Origin of the sequence: Streptomyces sp. NPDC019937 (genome assembly GCF_040631655.1) — a bacterium.
Classification (GTDB): Bacteria; Actinomycetota; Actinomycetes; order Streptomycetales; family Streptomycetaceae; genus Streptomyces.
In genome coordinates this window covers 34,301-54,154 of record NZ_JBEYAL010000014.1, presented here as the reverse complement: position 1 = coordinate 54,154, position 19,854 = coordinate 34,301, and the positions used below count along the sequence as shown (strand labels likewise).

11 protein-coding genes are annotated in these 19,854 nt (G+C 72.0%); 2 read left to right on the top strand and 9 right to left on the bottom strand.

What is annotated here, in order from left to right; all coding sequences use genetic code 11:
- Positions 1-43 precede the first annotated feature (43 nt).
- From ABZ562_RS16065 to ABZ562_RS16050, 4 genes are all read right to left on the bottom strand, one after another.
- Positions 44-1,681: an ABC-F family ATP-binding cassette domain-containing protein gene (locus tag ABZ562_RS16065; protein WP_361479004.1), complete on the bottom strand. Its 1,638-nt coding sequence runs from the start codon at positions 1,679-1,681 to the stop codon at positions 44-46.
- A gap of 360 nt (positions 1,682-2,041) precedes the next feature.
- Entirely contained in the window at positions 2,042-3,718 is a 1,677-nt protein-coding gene (locus tag ABZ562_RS16060; protein WP_361479001.1) for a BCCT family transporter, read from the bottom strand.
- 189 nt (positions 3,719-3,907) lie between these two features.
- Positions 3,908-5,182, bottom strand: coding sequence for a M14 family metallocarboxypeptidase (locus tag ABZ562_RS16055; protein ID WP_361479343.1), 1,275 nt, complete (start codon positions 5,180-5,182; stop codon positions 3,908-3,910).
- Between the two features lie 132 nt (positions 5,183-5,314).
- On the bottom strand, positions 5,315-7,282 hold the full coding sequence (locus ABZ562_RS16050; RefSeq protein WP_361478998.1) for a Xaa-Pro dipeptidyl-peptidase: 1,968 nt from the start codon (positions 7,280-7,282) through the stop codon (positions 5,315-5,317).
- 156 nt (positions 7,283-7,438) lie between these two features.
- Between ABZ562_RS16050 and ABZ562_RS16045 the strand changes: the two genes are divergently transcribed.
- Positions 7,439-8,956: a M1 family metallopeptidase gene (locus ABZ562_RS16045; RefSeq protein WP_361478995.1), complete on the top strand. Its 1,518-nt coding sequence runs from the start codon at positions 7,439-7,441 to the stop codon at positions 8,954-8,956.
- A gap of 63 nt (positions 8,957-9,019) precedes the next feature.
- On the opposite strand, the gene ABZ562_RS16040 is transcribed toward ABZ562_RS16045, so the two are convergent.
- Positions 9,020-12,775 (bottom strand): glycoside hydrolase family 2 TIM barrel-domain containing protein, encoded by a 3,756-nt coding sequence (locus tag ABZ562_RS16040; RefSeq protein WP_361478992.1) that lies wholly within the window; start codon positions 12,773-12,775, stop codon positions 9,020-9,022.
- Between the two features lie 198 nt (positions 12,776-12,973).
- Here ABZ562_RS16040 and ABZ562_RS16035 point away from each other — a divergent pair, with 198 nt between their 5' ends.
- Positions 12,974-13,750 carry a MerR family transcriptional regulator gene (locus ABZ562_RS16035; RefSeq protein ID WP_361478989.1) on the top strand — a complete coding sequence of 259 codons (777 nt, stop codon included), beginning with the start codon at positions 12,974-12,976 and terminating at the stop codon, positions 13,748-13,750.
- Positions 13,751-13,772: 22 nt separating this feature from the next.
- Here ABZ562_RS16035 and ABZ562_RS16030 read toward each other — a convergent pair whose 3' ends face one another.
- From ABZ562_RS16030 to ABZ562_RS16015, 4 genes are all read right to left on the bottom strand, one after another.
- Positions 13,773-14,621 (bottom strand): alpha/beta fold hydrolase, encoded by an 849-nt coding sequence (locus tag ABZ562_RS16030; RefSeq protein ID WP_361478986.1) that lies wholly within the window; start codon positions 14,619-14,621, stop codon positions 13,773-13,775.
- Between the two features lie 316 nt (positions 14,622-14,937).
- On the bottom strand, positions 14,938-17,121 hold the full coding sequence (locus ABZ562_RS16025) for a 3-hydroxyacyl-CoA dehydrogenase NAD-binding domain-containing protein (protein ID WP_361478983.1): 2,184 nt from the start codon (positions 17,119-17,121) through the stop codon (positions 14,938-14,940).
- Between the two features lie 212 nt (positions 17,122-17,333).
- On the bottom strand, positions 17,334-18,548 hold the full coding sequence (locus ABZ562_RS16020; RefSeq protein WP_361478980.1) for an acetyl-CoA C-acetyltransferase: 1,215 nt from the start codon (positions 18,546-18,548) through the stop codon (positions 17,334-17,336).
- A 134-nt stretch (positions 18,549-18,682) separates the two neighbouring features.
- Positions 18,683-19,849, bottom strand: a complete 1,167-nt coding sequence (locus ABZ562_RS16015) for a CaiB/BaiF CoA-transferase family protein (protein ID WP_361478977.1) — start codon at positions 19,847-19,849, stop codon at positions 18,683-18,685.
- Positions 19,850-19,854 lie beyond the last annotated feature (5 nt).

Sequence of the window (19,854 nt, the reverse complement as noted above, 5' to 3'; positions counted from 1 at the left end):
AGGGTGGCCCGGAAGCGCTGGGCCGGGGCCGTCTTCGGCGGGGTCAGGGCTCGGTGACTCGGCCCTCGGTTACGTGGAGGCGGCGGGTGGTGTGGACCGCTTCCAGCATGCGGCGGTCGTGGGTGACCAGGAGCAGCGTGCCCTGGTAGGAGGCCAGGGCCGACTCCAGTTGCTCGATCGCGGGCAGGTCCAGGTGGTTCGTGGGCTCGTCCAGGACCAGCAGGTTGACGCCTCGGGCCTGGAGCAGGGCCAGGGCCGCGCGGGTGCGTTCGCCCGGGGACAGGGTGGACGCGGGGCGCAGCACGTGGGCGGCCTTGAGGCCGAACTTGGCCAGCAGGGTCCGTACGTCCGCGGGCGCCAGGTCCGGCGCGGCCGCGCCGAAGGCGTCCAGCAGGGCCTCGCTGCCGAAGAACAGGGCGCGGGCCTGGTCGACCTCGCCCACCACCACTCCCGGTCCGAGTGACGCCTGGCCCTCGTCCAGGGGGAGGCGGCCCAGGAGGGCGGCCAGCAGGGTGGACTTTCCGGAGCCGTTCGCGCCGGTCACGGCGATCCGGTCGGCCCAGTCGATCTGCAGGTCGACCGGGCCGAAGTGGAATTCGCCGCGCCGCACCTCGGCCCCGCGCAGGGTCGCCACGACCGCGCCCGAGCGCGGTGCCGCGGCGATCTCCATCCGCAGTTCCCACTCCTTGCGCGGCTCCTCGACCGTCTCCAGCCGCTCGATCAGCCGGTCGGTCTGGCGCGCCTTGGCGGCCTGCTTCTCGGTGGACTCGATGCGGGCGTTGCGCGTGATCTTGTCGCCGTCGGTGGCCTTGCGGCGGGCGTTCCTGACGCCCTTGTCCATCCAGGCGCGCTGGGTGCGGGCCCGGGCCTCCAGGCCGGCGCGGGTGTCCGCGTACTCCTCGTAGCGTTCGCGGGCGTGCCGGCGGGCGGTCTCCCGCTCCTCCAGGTAGGCGGTGTAGCCGCCGCCGTAGAGGTTCACCTGCTGCTGGACCAGGTCGAGTTCGAGGACCTTGTCGACGGTACGGGCCAGGAATTCGCGGTCGTGGCTGACGAGCACCGTACCGGCGCGCAGCCCACCGACGAACGTCTCGAGGCGCTGGAGCCCGTCGAGGTCGAGGTCGTTCGTCGGCTCGTCGAGCAGGAAGACGTCGTACCGGCTGAGCAGCAGCGAGGCGAGGCCTGCGCGGGCCGCCTGGCCGCCGGAGAGGGCGGTCATGGGGTGGTCGAGCGAGATGTCGAGCCCGAGGGAGGCGGCGACCTCGTCGGCGCGTTCGTCGAGGTCGGCGGCGCCGAGCGAGAGCCAGCGCTCCAGGGCGACGGCATACGCGTCGTCCGCGCCGGGCGCGCCGTCCGCGAGGGCCTGGGTGGTGGCGTCGAGGTCGGCCTGCGCGGCGGCCACGCCGGTGCGGCGGGCCAGGAACCCCCGTACGGTCTCCCCCGCCCGCCGCTCCGGCTCCTGCGGGAGGTGCCCCACCGTGGCGTGCGGCGGGCTGATCCGGATGGCGCCCTGCTCGGGCTCGGTGAGCCCGGCGAGCAGCCGGAGCAAGGTCGACTTCCCGGCCCCGTTGACCCCGACGAGGCCGATGACCTCGCCCGGGGCGACGACGAGATCGAGCCCGGAGAAGAGGGTGCGGTCACCGTGTCCGGCGGCCAGGTCCTTGGCGACGAGAGTGGCAGTCATCAGGCGCCCGATCCTAACCGCCGCCGTGCGGCGCGGGCCCGGCGATTTCCCCGCCCCGGCCCGGACGGCGCGGGGATCGCGGCGTCCCGCGTCGAGCACCCGCGCGGCGGGGCCGCGATCCGGCACGGGCCCCCGCGCACGCGAGTGGCTGACCGCAGGGGCGGTGGGCCCCGAACCGGTCGTGGTCGGCGACGGCCCGGAGACCGCCGCGCGAGGCCCCCAGGAGGGGGAAGGCTACCGCCTCTCGCCGGAGCCCCGGGCCGGGACGCGCGGGGCGTCGGCGGGGGTCCGGCGAGAGGGCGTCGTCGCACCGGGTGCGGTGTCGACAGGCCCCGGGTGGCGGTGCCGGAGCGGGCCGGGCTAGCGGGTGTCGCTCGCGCCGACCCGGCCGTCGGCGGCGGGGGCGGCCTCGGCCTCGCCCGTTCCGGCGGCTCCGTCGATGTTCTCGGCGGGGGCGGCCGGGCCGATGCGGATCTCGAAGTCGCCGTCGTACTTCTCGTGTCCGGCGATGACGGCCATCTCGACCGCTTCCTCGCCCTTCTCGCCGCGCACGATCAGCGGGTCGCGGCGCAGGTCCTTCAACAGGGCCCAGCACAGCCCGACCATGACCAGGGTGAACGGTGCGGCCACCAGGATCGTCAGGTTCTGCAGGCCGGTGAGCGCGTCGTCACCGCCGCCGCCGACGAGCAGCATCACGGCCGCGACGGCGCCCGTGACCACGCCCCAGAAGATGACGACGAAGCGGCTCGGCTCGAAGGAGCCCTTCTGCGAGAGAGTGCCCATGACGATCGAGGCGGCGTCCGCGCCGGAGACGAAGAAGATGCCGACGAGGATCATCACGATGACGCTCATGATGCTCGCCACCGGGTACTGCTCGAGCACGCCGAACAGCTGGCCCTCCGGGGTGGTCTCCTTGCCCAGCTTGCCCGCGGCCTGGAGCTTCATCGACGAACCGCCGAAGATCGCGAACCAGATCAGGCTGACGGTGCTCGGCACCAGGATGACGCCGCCGACGAACTGCCGGATGGTGCGGCCGCGGCTGATCCGCGCGATGAACATGCCGACGAACGGCGTCCAGGAGATCCACCAGGCCCAGTAGAAGACCGTCCAGTCGCTCAGCCAGCTCGCGACGGTCTGGCCGCCGGTCGCCTCGGTGCGGCCCACCAGCTGCGGCAGATCACCGATGTAGCTGCCGATGGAGGTGGGCAGCAGGTCGAGGATGATGATCGTGGGGCCGGCGACGAAGACGAACACGGCGAGGAACAGCGCCAGCACCATGTTGATGTTGGACAGCCACTGGATGCCCTTGGCGACGCCCGAGACGGCGGAGGCGATGAACGCGACCGTGAGGACCGCGATCACGGCGACCAGCAGCCCGGTCCCGACGTTGCTCTTCCAGCCCAGCACCTCGACACCGCTGCCGATCTGGAGCGCGCCGAGTCCGAGGGACGCGGCGGAGCCGAAGAGGGTGGCGAAGATCGCGAGGATGTCGATGACGCGGCCGCCCGCGCCGTTGGCGTGCCTGCTGCCGATCAGCGGGGTGAAGACGGCGCTGATGGTCTGACGGCGGCCGCGGCGGAAGGTGCTGTACGCGATGGCGAGGCCCACGACCGCGTAGATCGCCCACGGGTGGAGCGTCCAGTGGAACAGTGTCGTCGACATGGCGACCTGCATCTTCTCGGCCGCGGTGCCCGGGTCGGTGCCGGGCGGCGGGGTGACGAAGTGCGCCAGCGGCTCACTCACCCCGTAGAACATCAGGCCGATGCCCATGCCCGCGCTGAACATCATCGCGACCCATGAGACGGTCTTGAACTCGGGGTCCTCGCCTTCCTTCCCGAGCGTGATCTTGCCGTAGCGGCTCATCGCCAGCCACAGCGCGAAGATCACAAAGCCGGTGGCGGCGAGGATGAACGCCCAGCCACCGTTGTGGATCAGTCCGGACAGCATGCTGTCCGAGACGCTCTCGAGAGTGTCGGTGAACAGCGCTCCCCAGATCACGAACGCGAGGGTGAGTCCGGCGGATACGCCGAACACCACGCGGTCGGTCTGGGGAGCCGGAGTCGGGTCGGGACTACCGGGAAGGTCTGCCGTGACCGGAGGGTCGCTTCTTACGTCCCCCGTGTCTTTCTGTGTCTCCGTCACGCATGAACCTTTCACTGGGTTTAATGGGTCGACGATGCGGCTACCCAGTAGTCGGATACGTATGTCAGGACGACTCCCGCCGTTTCAGCACGTGTTCACGGGCTGACCTGCGGTGAGGTGGTAGTCCGCGCGGCCGTCGAGCAGCAGCGGGACGAGGGCCCGCAGCGGCTGCCGCAGCGGTACGAGGACGTCGTGTCCGGCGCCCGGGAGGGTCTTCGTCCGTATGCCGTGCAGGGCCAGTTCATCCCGTACGTCGTCGTACTGCGCGGCGTCCAGCCGGTAGCCGCACGGCGGGTCCTGGAGGATGTCGCCCTTCTCGGCCGGGTCGTTGTCGGCGCCGCCGAGGTACACCGGGCCCCGGTCCGCGTAGCCGGAGAGCCGGGCCGCGGTCGTGGCGGCCTCGATCCGCGGGCGCCGCTCCTTCACGAAACCGAACGCGCCCTTGAGCGCCGCGAGTTGGGAGCCCACCCGGCGCGTGTTGTTGACGGCGGGGTCGGCCTTCTCGGCGTCGGTCAGCGGGTCGACACGGGTCTCGACGAGCAGTCCGACGCTGTTCTTGACCCCGGCGGTGTTGCGCAGGATGCGCTCCTGGCCGTCGCCCGCGACCTGTTTGACCGGCTCGCCCGTCTCGGGGTCGGTCCAGATGCCGTAGACGCCGGTGGAGAATCCCGCGGCCTCGGCGTGCGGGCGCACGTAGGTGTCCGAGAGGGTGCGCGCCTCGCGGTGCACGGGGGCGGCGGTGTTGAGGTTGCGCGGCCACAGGGCCAGCAGGTCCTTCATGTAATACGGGACGGTGGCCCCGTACTCGTGCAGGTCGTAGACGGTGTCCGGCCGCCAGTCGCGGATGACGCGCGCCATGGCGCGGGACTCGGCGGTGGTGAGCGCGATGTGGTCGCGGTTGATGTCCGTGCCCTGGGAGTTGCCGCGGGTGTCGGCGGCCCGGCCGTCGGGGTTGGCGGTGGGCACGACGAGGACGTTCGTACGCGACAGGAAACGGCGGGTCCCCGGGTCCTTGGCGTAGGCGAGGTCGCGGATGGTGGTCAGGCAGGCCTCGCGGCCCGACGGCTCGTCGCCGTGCTGGGAGCAGATGAGCAGCAGGGAGTTGCCGCGGGCGGCCCGGGCGGCGTCGGCGGGCGCCGCGGGGGCGCCGATCCGCACCAGGTTGAGGGGGCGGCCCTGCGCGGTGGTGCCGATGGTGTCGACGGCGACGCGCCCGCTGGCCCGGTCGACGGCGGCGAGGAAGTCCGCCTCCTGGGCTTGCGTCGTCCAGCGGGCGCCCTTGCTGGTCTCGAATCCGGTGCGCGGCGGCGCCCCCGGTTCGGCCCGCGCGGGGCCGGTCAGGAACGATCCGGTGAGCAGCGCGGTGAGCGCGCCGCAGGCGGTGGCGGTGCGGATGAGGGGGGCGGGTGAGAACACGGTGCGGGCCTCCTGTGGTGAGGGACGGGTGAGGCGCCCGGGCGCGGGCGCCTCACCGGGGACGTACGTGGCGGGTCAGCGGTGCGGCAGAGGTGCGTCGAGGTGCGGGGTGCGGATGCCGCGGCGCAGGGGTTCCCGGGCGGCCTCGGGCGCGGCGCCGTCGGCCCGCAGGGCGCCGACGAGCGGGAGGCGGGCCGAGGTGCGGCTGAGGTCGAGGGTCAACCGGGGGGTGGTGGTGGGCGGTTCGAGGAGCCCGGCGTCCGTACCGGCGATGATCAGGCCCAGCCGGTGGCCCGCCGGGATCACATGGTCGGTGGCGGCCAGGTCGAGGGTGAGGGTGTACGGCTTGCCGGGGGTCAGCGGGCGGCCCTTGCGGGCGTCGGCCCAGTGGCCGAGGTCGGCCCAGCCGCGGCTGAAGACGGTGGAGTCGACCGTCTTGGTGTCGGCCGCGGTCACCTTGAAGCAGGCGCTGTCGCCCGCCGTGCTGCTCCCCCAGCAGGTGCGGTCGTCGAGGGTGACGATGCCCTCGCCCGCCCCGCCGTAGTCGCGGATGGTGTCGGGGCCGAGGTCGGCCAGGACGGCGGAGAGATGGGCGCTGGTGGTGGAGGGGGTGGCGGTGACCGTCACGGTGCCGGAGCCGGACAGCCGCAGGTCCTTGGTGAGCGGCGGCGTGGTGAAGCCCGCCTTGGCGGGGGTGGGCCGGTCGATGTCGGCGGCCCAGTCGGTCTCGCTCAGCCGGGGGTCGTCGGTGAAGGCCGCGACTGAGCCGGGCCGGGCCCGCTCGGTGCCGAGGACACCCACCCCGGGGGTCGTGCCGGGGGCCGGGCGCAGGGTGGTCCGCCGGGTGCCGGACGGGGGCCACACGCGGTCGGTGGACCACTGGTCGGGGGCGCGTTCGACATCGGCCATGGGCTCGCGCTCGATGCCGTTGTCGATGCCGAGGAGCTGGTGGTCGAACCAGCGGTGCAGGGTCCTGACCCACTCCCCGCGCCGGAAGTCGAACGGGTCGACGTGCCCGGTCTGCGACAGCCAGATCTTGCGCTCCACGCCCGCGTCGGCGAGCGCGTTCCACCACTGTCCGAGGTGCTTGGTGCGGACGTTGAGGTCCTGCATCCCGTGGACGGCGAAGACGCTGGCGCGCACCTTGCGGGCGTCGGGCACGTAGTCGCGGGCGCTCCACAGGCCGGTCCAGTCGCCGGCGCGGGGGGCGCCGTCGACGAGACGTTTCTGTACGGCGGCGCAGCGCCCGTGGGCGGCGTCGCTCTCCACGGCGTCGGCCAGCCCGTCGGGGCCCGAGCCGAAGAGGGCGGCGCCCTTGGCGAAGTAGTAGTCGTACCAGGAGGAGATGGCGCCGATGGGCACGATGGTCTTCAGGCCCTTGACGCCGGTGGCGGCGACGCCGTTGGCGATGGTGCCGTCGTAGCTCTTGCCGATCATGCCGGTGCGGCCGTTGCTCCAGGACGCCGTGACGCGCGTGCCGCCGGTCGCGGCGCTGTATCCGGTGGCGCGGCCGTTCAGCCAGTCGACGACGGCCTTGGCGGACTGGATGTCGGAGCGGCCGCCGATGTCGACGCAGCCGTCGGAGCGGTTGGTTCCGGCGAGGTCGACGAGGACGGTGGCATAGCCGCGCGGGACGAAGTAGTTGTCGTAGAAGAGCGGGAACAGGACCGGTTTGCCGTCCGCGTCATAGGTCTTGGTCTGGCTCTCGTTGCCGCGTCCGCAGCAGGAGTAGTACGGACTGGCGTCCATGATCACGGGGATCTTGCGGCCCTGCCGGGCGGGTTCGCGCGGCCGGACGATGTCGACGGCGACCCGGTCGGTCCTGCCGTCCGCGTCGCCGTCGAGCTTGGTGTCCACCCAGACGGATTCGCGTAGGGCGTCGTCGTACGAATAGACGGGTCTGCTCTCCCGCACCGGGGCCGCGTGGGCCGGTGCGGTGCCTAGGGGAGACAGCGGTAAGAGGATGGCGGCCACCAGTGCGGTGACCGCCGGGACGAGGTGCCTGACCCGGTGGATGCGGGGTTTCCGCCTACGTAGCAGCACGGCCGGACGGTAGCGCGAGTGAACTCCCGGGCAGAAGAGGGCGGACGGTCACCCGGGGCGCGTGTGGCGGCTGGATGTCGATTACATGTCGGGTAACGGATGGACGTGAAGTGCGCACGGGGAGTACATAGGGTCGCGAGTGATCGTTTCTCCCTTATGGATCGTTCTCCCCTACGAGTTGGAGGAATCGTGCGTCACCACAGACTCATCGTCCCGGGCGCGGCCGCGGCCTGCCTGCTGCTGACGATCCCGGCTTCGGCGGCCGAACCGGCGCCCGGCGCGCCCGGCATCGGGGACTCCTACTACCCCTCGTACGGCAACGGCGGCTACGACGTCTCCCACTACGACCTGCGGCTGAAGTACCAGCCGAAGACGGACGGCCTGGAGGGCACGGCGACCATCGTCGCCACCGCGAAGCAGGATCTGTCCCGCTTCAACCTCGACTTCGCGCTCGATGTGCGCGAGGTGCTGGTGGGCGGGAAGAAGGCGGCGTTCACCAGGACCGGCGACCATGAGCTGGAGATCACCCCCGCCGCGGCGCTGGACTCCGGCCGTTCCTTCACCGTCGTGGTGCGCTACAGCGGCACCCCGTCGAAGGCGGAGGTGGGGGGCCTCACCGGCTGGCAGCGGACGCCGGACGGCGGGGTCGCGGCCAATGAGCCGGAGTCGGCGTGGTGGTGGTTCCCGAGCAACGACCATCCGCTGGACAAGGCCACGTACGACGTCTCGGTGGCGGTGCCGGACGGTACGCAGGCCATCAGCAACGGCGTGCTGACGTCGAGCACGTCGCAGCTGGGCTGGACCCGCTACAACTGGCGCTCGGCCAAGCCCCAGGCCACCTATCTGGCCACGCTCGCGGTCGGCAGGTTCGACATCACGACGGACACCACCGCGAACGGGCTGCCCGTCGTCAACGCCTACAGCAAGGACCTCGGCGACACCGCGGGCGCGGCGCGGGCCAGCGTCGAGCGGACGGCCGAGGTCGCCGACTGGGAGTCCACGGTCTTCGGCCCGTACCCCTTCGAGGCGCTGGGCGGCTATGTGCCGAACGTGTCCGCCGGATTCGCCATAGAGACCCAGACCAGGCCCTTCTACAGCCCGAAGAAGTTCGCCAACGGCTCGAACGTGTCGGTGGTCGCGCACGAGCTGGCGCACCAGTGGTTCGGCGACAGCGTCTCGCTGAAGGACTGGCGCGACATCTGGATCAACGAGGGCTTCGCGACCTACGCGCAGTGGCTGTGGTCGGAGAAGGAGGGTGAGGGCACGGCGCAGGAGCTGGCGGACTACACGTACGCCTCCTACCCGGCCGACGACCCGTACTGGAAGGTCGAGCCGGGCGATCCGGGGGCGGCGAACCAGTTCCACAGGGCGGTGTACGACCGGGGCGCGCTGGCGCTGCAGGCGCTGCGCAACCGCGTCGGCGACAAGGCCTTCTTCGCGATCCTGAAGGGGTGGCCGACGGAGCACCGGTACGGCAACGCCTCGGTGAAGGACTTCGTGGCCTACGCCGAGAAGGTGTCCGGCAAGCCGCTGGCCGCGTTCTTCGACACCTGGCTGTTCACCCCGTCCAAGCCGGCGGCGGAGCGGGCGAAGGGGGCGCAGCTGAGCGTGGCGAAGGCGCCGGCGCGGCCGAAGTCCTGGCAGAAGATCCAGGCGGCGCACTCCGAGAAGTGACACTCCGAGAGGTGAGACGACGCCCCCGTCCGGTGCGCGCGCACCGGACGGGGGCGTTCGCGGTCAGTCCGCCGTGAGCGGGCGGAGCGTGAGGGTGTAGTCGTAACGCTTGTCGGCCTTGACCCGGTACTGGTCGCGCACCGGGTTGGGGGTGTCGCCGACACCGGTGACGGCGTGGTCGGCGTGCAGGGTGTTCCAGCCGTCGTTGCGCCCCAGGAAGTGCGGGTACGCGGCCCGGTCGAGGTCGTCGTACGCGCTCGCGCCCACCTCCAGGTCGCCCGAGACCAGCAGGCCGCCGCCGCTGCCGTCGGTGAGCGAGGCCCAGCGCACATCGTCGTGGTTGCCGTGGTCCTGCGGCTTCAGGTACTCCACGTACTGGTCCTCGACGGAGGAGGACCAGACGCCCATGGGCGTGCCGTCCTTGCGGTCGTTGAAGTTCTCGACCGGCCCGCGGCCGTACCACCGCAACGTGTCGTACCGCTCCGGCACCTTGAGCTTCATGCCCACCCTCGGCAGATACGACAGCTTGGCGGCCTCGTCGCGCGCCTGGACCTGGTGCCGGATACCGATCTCACCGGAGCCGTCGATCCGGTACGTCATGGTCTGGTCGAAGGACGCGTTGGTCGCCTCGGGCGGGGTGACGCTGGTGGTGAAGGCGACGGTGACCGTGCCGTCGTCGCCCGGGGTCACCTTGGTGCCGACGACGGTGGCGCGCAGTCGGTCGAGGCCGAGGGAGCGCCACTGCTTGCCCTCGGCTGTGCCCCAGTCGGAGCGCTCGTTGCTGATCGGGGCGCGCCAGACGTCGAGTTCGGGTCCTGAGGTGAGGAGTTCGCGGCCGCCCGCGCGCATCGAGGTGAGCGTGCCCTTCTTCGTGTCGAAGGTGTAGCGGAAGCCGGAGCCGGTGACCTCGACGGTGTCGCCCTTGACGGACGAGGTGGCCTTGGCGTCGCCCGTACGAGCGCGCTCCGGCTCGGGGACCTTCGTCCCGCCGACCGCGAACTGCCCGAAGGACACCACGTGTCCGGCCTTCGCCCAGTCGGTGTCGTGGGCGGTGACCGCCTGGACGGTGAGGTAGCGCTCGTAGCCGCCGGGGTTCGCGGGCGGGGCGGGCAGCTGGACCTCTTCGCTCGCGTCCGGCCCGACGTCCAGGGCCCGGGTGCCGCTCGCGACGGTCTTCGCGCCCTCGGTCACCTTCCAGCGCAGGCGCAGATCGGAGGTGCCGGTGAAGACGCGCTCATTGGTGACCTCGACCTTGCCGGTGCGAGCGTCGGCGTCGGTGATCCGGATGGGCGCCTGCACCCAGGCGAGCTGGGCGGTCTCCGGCTCCGGCGTGCGGTCGGCGGTGACCAGGCCGTCGACCCCGGATTCGTAGAGGCCGTAGGAGAGGTAGTCGCCCTTGCGCTGGAAGGTGTCGAAGTCCAGCGCGATCAGGGCGTCCCGCTTCGGGTCGTCACCGGCGGCGAGCCGGGCCGCGCCGAGCGCCGTGCCGTAGACACGGACCTGGTCGATGGTGCCCTTGGCGGTGCGTCCGGGGTAGCCGTCCTCCATGGTGTCGGCGTTGCGGCCGACGCCGAGGTCGTAGCCGGTGTAGTCGATACGGCCGCTCCAGGCGGTCTCGGCGAGCTGCTTGCCGTCGACGTACAGGCGCAAGGCGCTGCCGTCGTAGGTGCCGGTGACGCGGTGCCAGGCGCCGGTCCAGCCCTCCGGTACGTCCGCGGTCACCGTGCGGGGCTTGCCCTCGCTGGTGATCGTGAACTCCAGGGTGTCGGCGTCCTTCATCCGCAGCACGTACTGGTCGCCCTTGCTGACCATGGTGAAGTCGCCGGTGAACGGCTCGGCGGGCTTGACCTGGGCGTCGAGGGTGACCGCCTTGCCGGTCAGGTCCAGCTTCGGATCGCGGTAGGTCTCGACGAAGTCGTCCAGGCCGGAGAGGTACAGCGCCTTGCCGCTGTGGCCGTCCACGACCTCCGGCTTGCCGGAGAGGGCGGCGGCGATGCGGTTGCCGGAGGAGTCGGGGGTGGTGATCAGGGGGCGCTTGATGTTCTGCTCCGCCCAGTCCCAGATGAAGCCGCCCTGGGCCCTGGGGTATTTCCGCATGACCTCCCAGAACTCCCGGAAGTTGCCGAGGCTGTTGCCCATCGCGTGCGCGTATTCGCCCATCACGATCGGCTTGGTGAAGGTCTTGGCCTTCTCCTCCAGCTTGGCGGGCGTGGCGTAGCGCGGTCCCGCGATGTCGGCGAAGGGGGCGTCGCCGTCGGGCCGGTTGGGCTGGTGGTACAGCGGCCGGGTCGGCTCGTTCTTCTTCGTCCACTCGGCCATGGCGTAGTGCGCCTTGCCGAGCCCGGCCTCGTTGCCGGTGTCCCACATGATGACGCTGGGGTGGTTCTTGTCCCGCTCGACCATGCCCTGGTGGCGCTCCAGGAACGCCTTCTGCCACTCGGGCTTCTCGGCGAGGCACTGGTCCGGGCAGTTCTCGAAGCTGTGGGTCTCGGCCTCCATCTCGTCGTCGATGAGGATGCCCTCACGGTCGGCGAGTTCGTAGAGGTAGGGGTCCGAGGGGTAGTGGGAGGTACGGATGGCGTTGACGTTCAGCCGCTTCATCAGCCGTACGTCCTGCTCCATGCGCTCCCGGGTGGCGTGCCGGCCGGTGGTGGGGTCGGTCTCGGCGCGGTTGACGCCGCGTATGAGGACGCGCTTGCCGTTGAGCTTGAGCTGCTGGTCCTTGACCTCGACCTCGCGGAAGCCGACGCTCTGCCGGACGGTCTGGGTCACCTTGCCGTCGGCGTCGCGCAGCGTCAGCTCGAGCTGGTACAGGTTCGGCGTCTCGTCCGACCACTTGGCGGGGTTCTTCACCTCCGCCGTCAGCTCGGCCTTGCCGTCCGTCTCCTCGGCGGACAGCCGCCGCACCTCGCGGCCGCGCGGGTCGTACAGCACGCCCGTGACCCGCTGCCCGCCCTGCTCACCGCCCTCGGCGCGCGCGATGTCGACCTCGGCGCGCAGGGTGGCGTCCCGGTAGTCGGCGTCGAGGTCGGTGGTGACGTACGCGTCCTCCATCCGGGTCCTGGGGGTGGAGTACAGCGACACGGAGCGGAAGATGCCCGCGAAGCGCCACTGGTCGTAGTCCTCCAGGTACGAGCCGGCGCTCCAGCGGTGCAGCTGGACGGCGACGCGGTTGTGGCCGGGCCGCAGATAGTCGGTCACGTCGAACTCGGCGGGGACGTAGCCACCCTGGTCGTAGCCGACGTAAGAGCCGTTGACCCAGACGAAAGCGCCGGAGGTCATCCCGTCGAAGCGGAGCACCTGGCGCCGCCCGTCCCAGCTCTTCGGCACCTGGACGTCCTTGAGGTACGCCCCGGTGGGGTTGACGTCGCGCGGGACCTTCGGGGGGTTCTCGGGCACCATCTCGCCGTCGATGTTGCGGAAGATGGGGTGGTCGAGGTCGTCGGTCTGCCAGGTGTGCGGGACCTTCACGCGTTGGAATCCCTGGGAGGAGGACGCGTCGTAGTCCTCCTCCCAGAAGCCCTTCGGCGCGTCCTCGGGCTTGTCGGCGAGGGCGAACCGCCAGCTGCCGTCGAGGCTGCGCTGCCACTTGTTCGCGTCCGGCCCGGTGGGCTTCAGCCGGGTGTGCGGGGGCTCCTGGCCCTCGCCCGTCCGCTCCGGGTCCTCGAGGTAACTGTGGACGTCGGCGGGGAACTTGCCCGCGTCCGGCGCTCTTCCGGCGGCGCTGTCCGCCGTGGTGAGGGCGGCTCCGAGGGCGGTGGCCATGGCCGCCGCCACCGCGATCAGTCGTGTGCCGTACTTGCCGCGTACCGTGCCCAATCCGACCTCACCTCACATATTCGCAAGTAAACCAACACAGCTGAACAGCGATGCACGCTATTGGCCGGGTAAAGAGAGCGTCAACGGTGCGGACGGATCTCTGTGCGATCAGATGAGGCGGGAAGGTTTCACAGTGATGATGAGACAGCAATACTGATGCACCCGACCGGGCAGCACACGGGAGAGCGAGGCGCGCCCATGACCACCCCCGACAACCAGGGGCCGGCCAGCGAGGGGCCGGCCAGTGAGGAACCGACCCTCACCGTCGACGAGCTGGCGGCCCGGGCCGGGGTGACCGTCCGCACGATCCGCTTCTACGGCACCCGCGGCCTGCTTCCGCCGCCCGCCATCGGCCCGCGCCGGGTGGGCCACTACGGGCCCGGGCACCTGTCGCGGCTCGCCCTCATCGAGGAGTTGCAGCACCACGGCATGACCCTGTCCGCCATCGAGCGCTATCTGCGGCAGCTCCCGGCGGACCTGAGCGCGGACGACCTCGCCATCCACCGCGCCCTGGTCGCCTCGTGGGCCCCCGAGGCACCCGAGGAGGCGACCCGCGAGCAACTGGCCCGGCGGGCCGGGCGCGAGCTGATCGACGAGGACGTCGACCGGCTGGCCGCCCTCCACGCGCTGGAGCGCACGGACCGGCCGGACGTGTTCCGCGTCGACCCCGGAGTGCTGCACCTGGGGCTGCGGCTGCTGGACGTACCGATCGACCTGGAGACGATACTGGCGGCCCATACGGTCGTCCTGGAGCACAGCCGCTCCGTGGCCCGCGAGCTGGGACGGCTCTTCCGCGACGAGGTGTGGGGCCCGGAGCGGGAGCCGGAGTCCGGCGGCGGGGCGGAGCGGGTGGCGGCGAAGAAGTCGCTGTCGGCGGACATGCAGCCGCTGGTGGTGCAGGCGCTGGTGATCGCGTTTCAGCGGTCGATGAAGCAGGAGCTGCGGGCCTGGTACGGGACGGACGACGCCGGCTGAGCGCGCCCGTCCCGTGGCGCTCTCAGGCCCCCACGAGGGCGGCGGCCAGCTCGGCGGGACGGGCGGCGAACGGCGAATGGCTGCCCGGCAGCGTCCGCACGGTGAAGGGGTGGTCCGGCATCGCCGCGTCGGCCTCCGCGATCATCAGGTCCTGCACCGCGGGCGAAAGGGCCCGGTCCTCGGCGCACCGGATGAAGGTGCGGGGGATGCTGCCCCACCGCTCCCGTGTCAGGGCGACCGGTGTGGTCGGGATCGCGAACGGCATATCGGGGCTGAGGGCGTGGCGCCAGCGGGCGAAGGACCCGGCGGGCACGTCCTGGTAGTACGCCAGCCGCAGCTCCTCCGCGTACTCCGGATCGGCGGACAGCGGATTGATCCGGAACGCGCCGATGGCCTCCGGGTCGCCCACCACCAGCCCTTGGCCGCGGGTGGTCGCGGCCTGCTCCGGGGCCGCCATGTAGTCGCTGAACCGCGGGCGCCCGGCGGGCACCACGGACGACAGATGGACCAGCTCGTCGACGAGTTCGGGAGCCCGCTCCGCGGCCAGGGAGGCGGAGACGCCACCGGCGCTGTGCGAGACGAGGACCACCCTGCGGTGGCCGCGCACCGCGCGCAGCGCCGAGACGACGGCCCCGGCGCACTCCTCCAGGGTCAGCCCGGCCAGCGCGGACTTCTCGGTCGTGAAGCCCGGCTGGCCGGGGTCTGAAAAGCCCGAGGGCAGCGGCGCGTCGAAGCCGTGCCCCGGCAGATCGACGGCGAGGCTCGCCGCGCCGAGCCCGGCCAGGGCGCGCTGGGTGGCCGCCCACTGCCAGGAGGAGTGCCAGGCGCCGTGGACCAGGACGTAGAGGGTGCCGGATTGATCATTGTTCATGGGGACAGTCCACCCCCTCGGCACGGCGTCATCCACCGTCATATCCCGCCATGGTCGCACCGATATCCGCCAGATATCGGTGCGACCATGGCGGGCCGAGACGCTAGGGGGTGTCGTGTGGATCATGCCGGGCTCCCGACGCCGCTGTGACATCAGCCGCTGCCGCGGCGGGCGGCACCTCGCGGCCCCGCGCTCGTCGCACGCAGCGCCGCTGCGCTCTCCTCCCGCGGGTTGCGAGGCTCCCCCAGCTACCGCTGGGAGGTGCCCCCTGCACCAGACGCCGCTCGCTGATCCAACCTGATCCACACGACACCCCCTAGTCCGTGAAGCGTTCGCCGCGCTCGGCCTTCTCCAGCAGCAGCGGCGACGGCGCGAACCGCTCCCCGTACGCCGCCTGGAGTTCCCGGGCGCGGGCCACGAAGCCCGCCACGCCGCCCTCGTAGCCGTTGATGTACTGGAGCACCCCGCCCGTCCAGCCGGGGAAGCCGATGCCCAGGATCGAGCCGATGTTGGCGTCGGCGACGGACGTCAGCACGCCCTCCTCCAGCAGCCGCACCGTGTCGAGGGCCTCGCTGAAGAGCATGCGCTCCTTCATGTCCTCGAAGGGGATCCGGGTGCCGGTGCCACCGAAGTGCTCGCGCAGCCCCGGCCACAGCCCCAGGCGCTTGCCGGTGGCCGGGTCGTAGTCGTAGAAGCCCGCTCCCCCGCCGCGCCCCGGGCGCCCGAACTCCTCCACCATGCGGTCGATGACGGCGTCCGCCGGGTGCGGCTCCCACGTGCCGCCCGCCTCCAGCGTCGCGCGCCGCGTCTCCTCGCGGATCTTGCGCGGGAGGGTCAGGGTGAGTTCGTCCATCAGGGAGAGCACCTTGGCGGGGTAGCCCGCCTGGGCGGCGGCCTGTTCGACGGAGGCCGGGTCGATGCCCTCGCCGACCATCGCCACGCCCTCGTTCATGAAGTGGCCGATGACGCGGGAGGTGAAGAAGCCGCGGGAGTCATGCACGACGATCGGCGTCTTGCTGATCTGCCGCACCAGGTCGAAGGCGCGGGCCAGCGCCTCCTCCCCGGTGCGCTCGCCCTTGATGATCTCGACCAGCGGCATCTTGTCGACGGGCGAGAAGAAGTGCAGCCCGATGAAGTCATCGGCGCGCTCCACCCCTTCCGCCAGCATCGTGATCGGCAGGGTGGAGGTGTTGGAGCACAGCAGCGCGTCCGGTGCGACGACGGGCTCGATCTCCTGGAACACCTTGTGCTTGAGCGCCGGGTCCTCGAAGACCGCCTCGATGACGGCGTCACAGCCGGCGAGGGCGCGCGGGTCGGCGGTCGGGGTGATGAGCGCCAGCAGCGCGTCGCGCCGGGCCTCTGTCGTACGGCCCTTGGCGACCGCCTTGGCCAGCAGCCCCTCCGCGTACGCCTTGCCCTTGGCCGCCGCCTCCTCGGAGACGTCCTTCAGCACGACCTCGATGCCCGCCTTGGCGCAGGCGTACGCGATGCCCGCGCCCATCATCCCGGCGCCCAGCACCGCGACCTTGCGGACCGTGCGCGGCTCGATCCCCTGCGGCCGGTTGGCACCGGAGTTGACCGCCTGGAGGTCGAAGAAGAACGCCTGGATCATGTTCTTGGCGGTCTGGCCGACGACCAGCTCGGTGAAGTACCGGGCCTCGATGGTCTGCGCCGTCTCGAAGTCGACCTGCGCGCCCTCGACGGCGGCGGCGAGGATGTTGCGCGGCGCCGGGTAGGGGGCGCCGTTCAGCTGCTTGCGGAGGTTGGCCGGGAAGGCGGGGAGGTTGACGGCGAACTTCGGGTCCGCCGGGGTCCCGCCGGGGATGCGGTACCCCTTCTCGTCCCAGGGCTGCCGCGACTCGGGGTGGGCGTCGATGAAGGCCCGCGCCCGGGCCAGCAGCTCCTCCGGCGTGTCCACGACCTCGTGCACCAGCCCCGCCTCCAGCGCCCGGCGCGGGGCGTACCGGGTGCCCTGGAGCAGCACCTTGAGCAGCGCGTCGGCGACGCCCAGCAGCCGCACCGAGCGGACGACGCCGCCGCTGCCCGGCAGCAGGCCGAGCGTGACCTCGGGAAAGCCGATCCGGGAGGCGGGGGTGTCGAGCGCGATCCGGTGGTGGCAGGCGAGCGCGATCTCGAAACCACCGCCGAGCGCCGCGCCGTTGATGGCGGCGACGACGGGCTTGCCGAGGGTTTCGATACGGCGCAGCCCGCGCTTGATGCGCAGGTTCGTCAGATACGCCCGCTGGGCCTGGTCGGGCCCCAGCGTGATCATGTCCTTGAGGTCGCCGCCCGCGAAGAAGGTCTTCTTGGCGGAGGTGACGATGACGCCGCGGATCGCGTCGTGTTCCGCCTCCAGCCGGTCGGCGATCGCGTCGAGGGAGGCGATGAAGGCGGCGTTCATGGTGTTGGCGGACTGACCGGGGTCGTCGAGGACGAGGGTGACGACGCCGTCGTCGTCCTGCTCCCAGCGGATGGTCGAGGCGGTGGCGGGGTTGCTCATCTCACGGTCTCCAGGGGCGAGGGGAAACGGAAGCGGGTGGGAAGTTGGTTGCGGACGACGACCGGACGCGGGCTGCCCCGGCTCCCGCCCGCCCCCGAGCCCGTCGCGGCTCCGCCGCACGGGGCCGGGGGTTCGGGGCAGAGCCCGGGGGTCCGGGGGTTGGACCCCCGGTTCGGGAAGGGCGGGGTGGGGGAAAGACCCGCCGGCACCGGCTACAGCCGCTCGACCACCGTCGCGATGCCCATGCCGCCGCCCACGCACAGCGTCGCCAGCCCGTACCGCTCGCCGCGCCGCTCCAGCTCGTCCACCAGCGTGCCGAGGATCATCGCCCCGGTGGCTCCCAGCGGGTGGCCCATGGCGATCGCGCCGCCGTTGACGTTGATCTTGTCCAGGCCGAGCCCCATGTCGTCGGCGAAGCGCAGCACGACCGCGGCGAACGCCTCGTTGATCTCGACCAGGTCGATGTCGTCGATGGTCAGCCCGGCCTTGGCCAGCGCCTTGCGGGAGGCGGGGGCCGGGCCGGTGAGCATGATGGTCGGGTCGGCGCCGGAGACGGCGGCGGAGACGATGCGGGCGCGGGGCGTGAGCCCGTAGCGCTCGCCGGTCTCGCGGTTGCCGATGGCGACCAGGGCCGCGCCGTCCACGATGCCGGAGGAGTTGCCCGCGTGGTGGACGTGGTCGATGGCCTCCACCCAGTGGTACTTCTGCAGCGCCACCGCGTCGAAGCCGCCCGCCTCGCCGATCGCGGCGAACGACGGCTTGAGCCCGGCCAGGGTCTCGGCGGTGGTGCCGGGGCGGATGTGCTCGTCGCGGTCGAGGACGGTCAGCCCGGCGCGGTCGCGGACCGGGACCACGGAGCGGTCGAAGCGCCCCTCCTTCCAGGCCAGGGCCGCCCGCTCCTGCGACAGCGCGGCGAAGGTGTCCACGTCGTGGCGGGTGAAGCCGCCGAGGGTGGCGATGAGGTCGGCGCCGATGCCCTGGGGGACGAAGCCGGTCTCGTAGTTGGTCATCGGGTCGGCGAACCAGGCGCCGCCGTCGGAGCCCATCTTCACGCGCGACATCGACTCGACGCCGCCCGCCAGCACCAGGTCCTCCCATCCCGAACGGACCTTCGCCGCCGCCAGGTTGACGGCCTCAAGGCCCGAGGCGCAGAAGCGGTTCTCCTGAACGCCCGCGACGGTGTCCGGGAGCCCCGCGGCGATGGCCGCGACCTTGGCGATGTCGGAGCCCTGGTCGCCCAGCGGGCTGACGACGCCGAGCACCACGTCGTCGATCGCGGCCGGGTCCAGCTCGGGGAAGCGCCGCCGGATCTCGTGGATGAGGCCCACGACCAGGTCGACGGGCTTGGTGCCGTGCAGGGCGCCATCGGCCTTGCCGCGTCCGCGCGGGGTGCGGATGGCGTCGTACACGTACGCTTCGGTGCTCACCTGGTCTCCTTCGAGGGTGCCCCTGCCTTCAGGCGGGGGAGGAATCGAGCCCCTACGGAGCAGGGGGCTTCCTGAGCCAGGAAGCCCCCTGCGTCAGCTGGGGGAGGGTTCAAGTCTGCTGCCTTTCGGGGGGATCAGGAGGCCGGGTCGGTGGGCGTCGTCGGCAGCACCTCGGGTACGCCCCAGTCGCGGGCCACGTCGGCGGCGTGCGCGCCGGGACGGGCGGGGCCGCCGCGCACCCGGCCGGGGGTCGCGGAGAAGCGCGGGGCGGGCGCGGGCTGGGTGATGCCCGCCTCGTCGACGAAGGTGCCGCGCGCGGCGAGCTGCGGGTGGCGGGGGGCCTCGCGCAGGGACAGGACGGGCGAGACACAGGCGTCCGACCCGGCGAACACCTCCGTCCACTCCTCGCGGGTGCGCTCCTTGAAGCGGGCGGCGATGACGTCGCGCAGCCGGTCCCAGCTGTGGACGTCGCGGCGGTTGGGCGCCTGGTCGGCGACCCCGAGCAGGTCGATGAACTCGGCGTAGAACGAAGGCTCCAGCGCGCCCACCGCCATGTGGCCGCCGTCGGCGGTCTCGTAGGTGCCGTAGAAGGGGCTGCCGCCGTCGAGGAGGTTGCTGCCGCGCCGGTCCCGCCAGCCGCCGGCCGCCATCATGCCGTGCAGGACGGCGGTCAGATGCGCGGTGCCGTCCACGATCGCCGCGTCCACCACCTGCCCGGTGCCGCCGGAGCGGGCGTGCTGGAGGGCGGCGAGGACGCCGATGACGAGGTAGAGCGAGCCGCCCGCGTAGTCGCCGAGCAGGTTCGCGGGCGCCACCGGCGGGCCGTCGGCCTCCCCGGTCATGCCGAGCGCGCCGGTGATGGCGATGTAGCCGATGTCGTGCCCGGCCGTTGCGGCGAGCGGGCCGTCCTGGCCCCAGCCGGTCATCCGGCCGTAGACGAGCCGGGGGTTGCGGTCCAGGCAGGTGTCGGGGCCGAGGCCCAGCCGCTCGGCGACGCCGGGGCGGTAGCCCTCGATGAGGATGTCGGCCCGCTCCACGAGGCCGAGCGCGGCGTCCCGGCCGCGCTCGGACTTCAGGTCGAGCAGGACGGAGCGCTTGTTGCGGTTGGCGAGGTCGTACGCCGGGTCGATCTTCAGGCCCCCGGGGCGGCCGGGCCGGTCGACCCGTACGACATCGGCGCCCAGGTCGGCGAGCACCATGGCCGCGAACGGCCCCGGGCCGATCCCGGCCAGCTCCACCACCCGCACCCCGGCCAGTGGCCCGTGCCCCGTCGCTCCGCCCACGTCTGCTGCCGCCGCCATCCGGG

Excerpts from the sequence above, each read along its gene's own strand:
- ABZ562_RS16065 (WP_361479004.1), bottom strand. The coding sequence starts at position 1,681 with ATGACTGCCACTCTCGTCGCCAAGGACCTGGCCGCCGGACACGGTGAC.
- ABZ562_RS16045 (WP_361478995.1), top strand. The coding sequence starts at position 7,439 with ATGGATCGTTCTCCCCTACGAGTTGGAGGAATCGTGCGTCACCACAGA.
- ABZ562_RS16035 (WP_361478989.1), top strand. The coding sequence starts at position 12,974 with ATGACCACCCCCGACAACCAGGGGCCGGCCAGCGAGGGGCCGGCCAGT.
- ABZ562_RS16030 (WP_361478986.1), bottom strand. The coding sequence starts at position 14,621 with ATGAACAATGATCAATCCGGCACCCTCTACGTCCTGGTCCACGGCGCC.
- ABZ562_RS16025 (WP_361478983.1), bottom strand. The coding sequence starts at position 17,121 with ATGAGCAACCCCGCCACCGCCTCGACCATCCGCTGGGAGCAGGACGAC.
- ABZ562_RS16015 (WP_361478977.1), bottom strand. The coding sequence starts at position 19,849 with ATGGCGGCGGCAGCAGACGTGGGCGGAGCGACGGGGCACGGGCCACTG.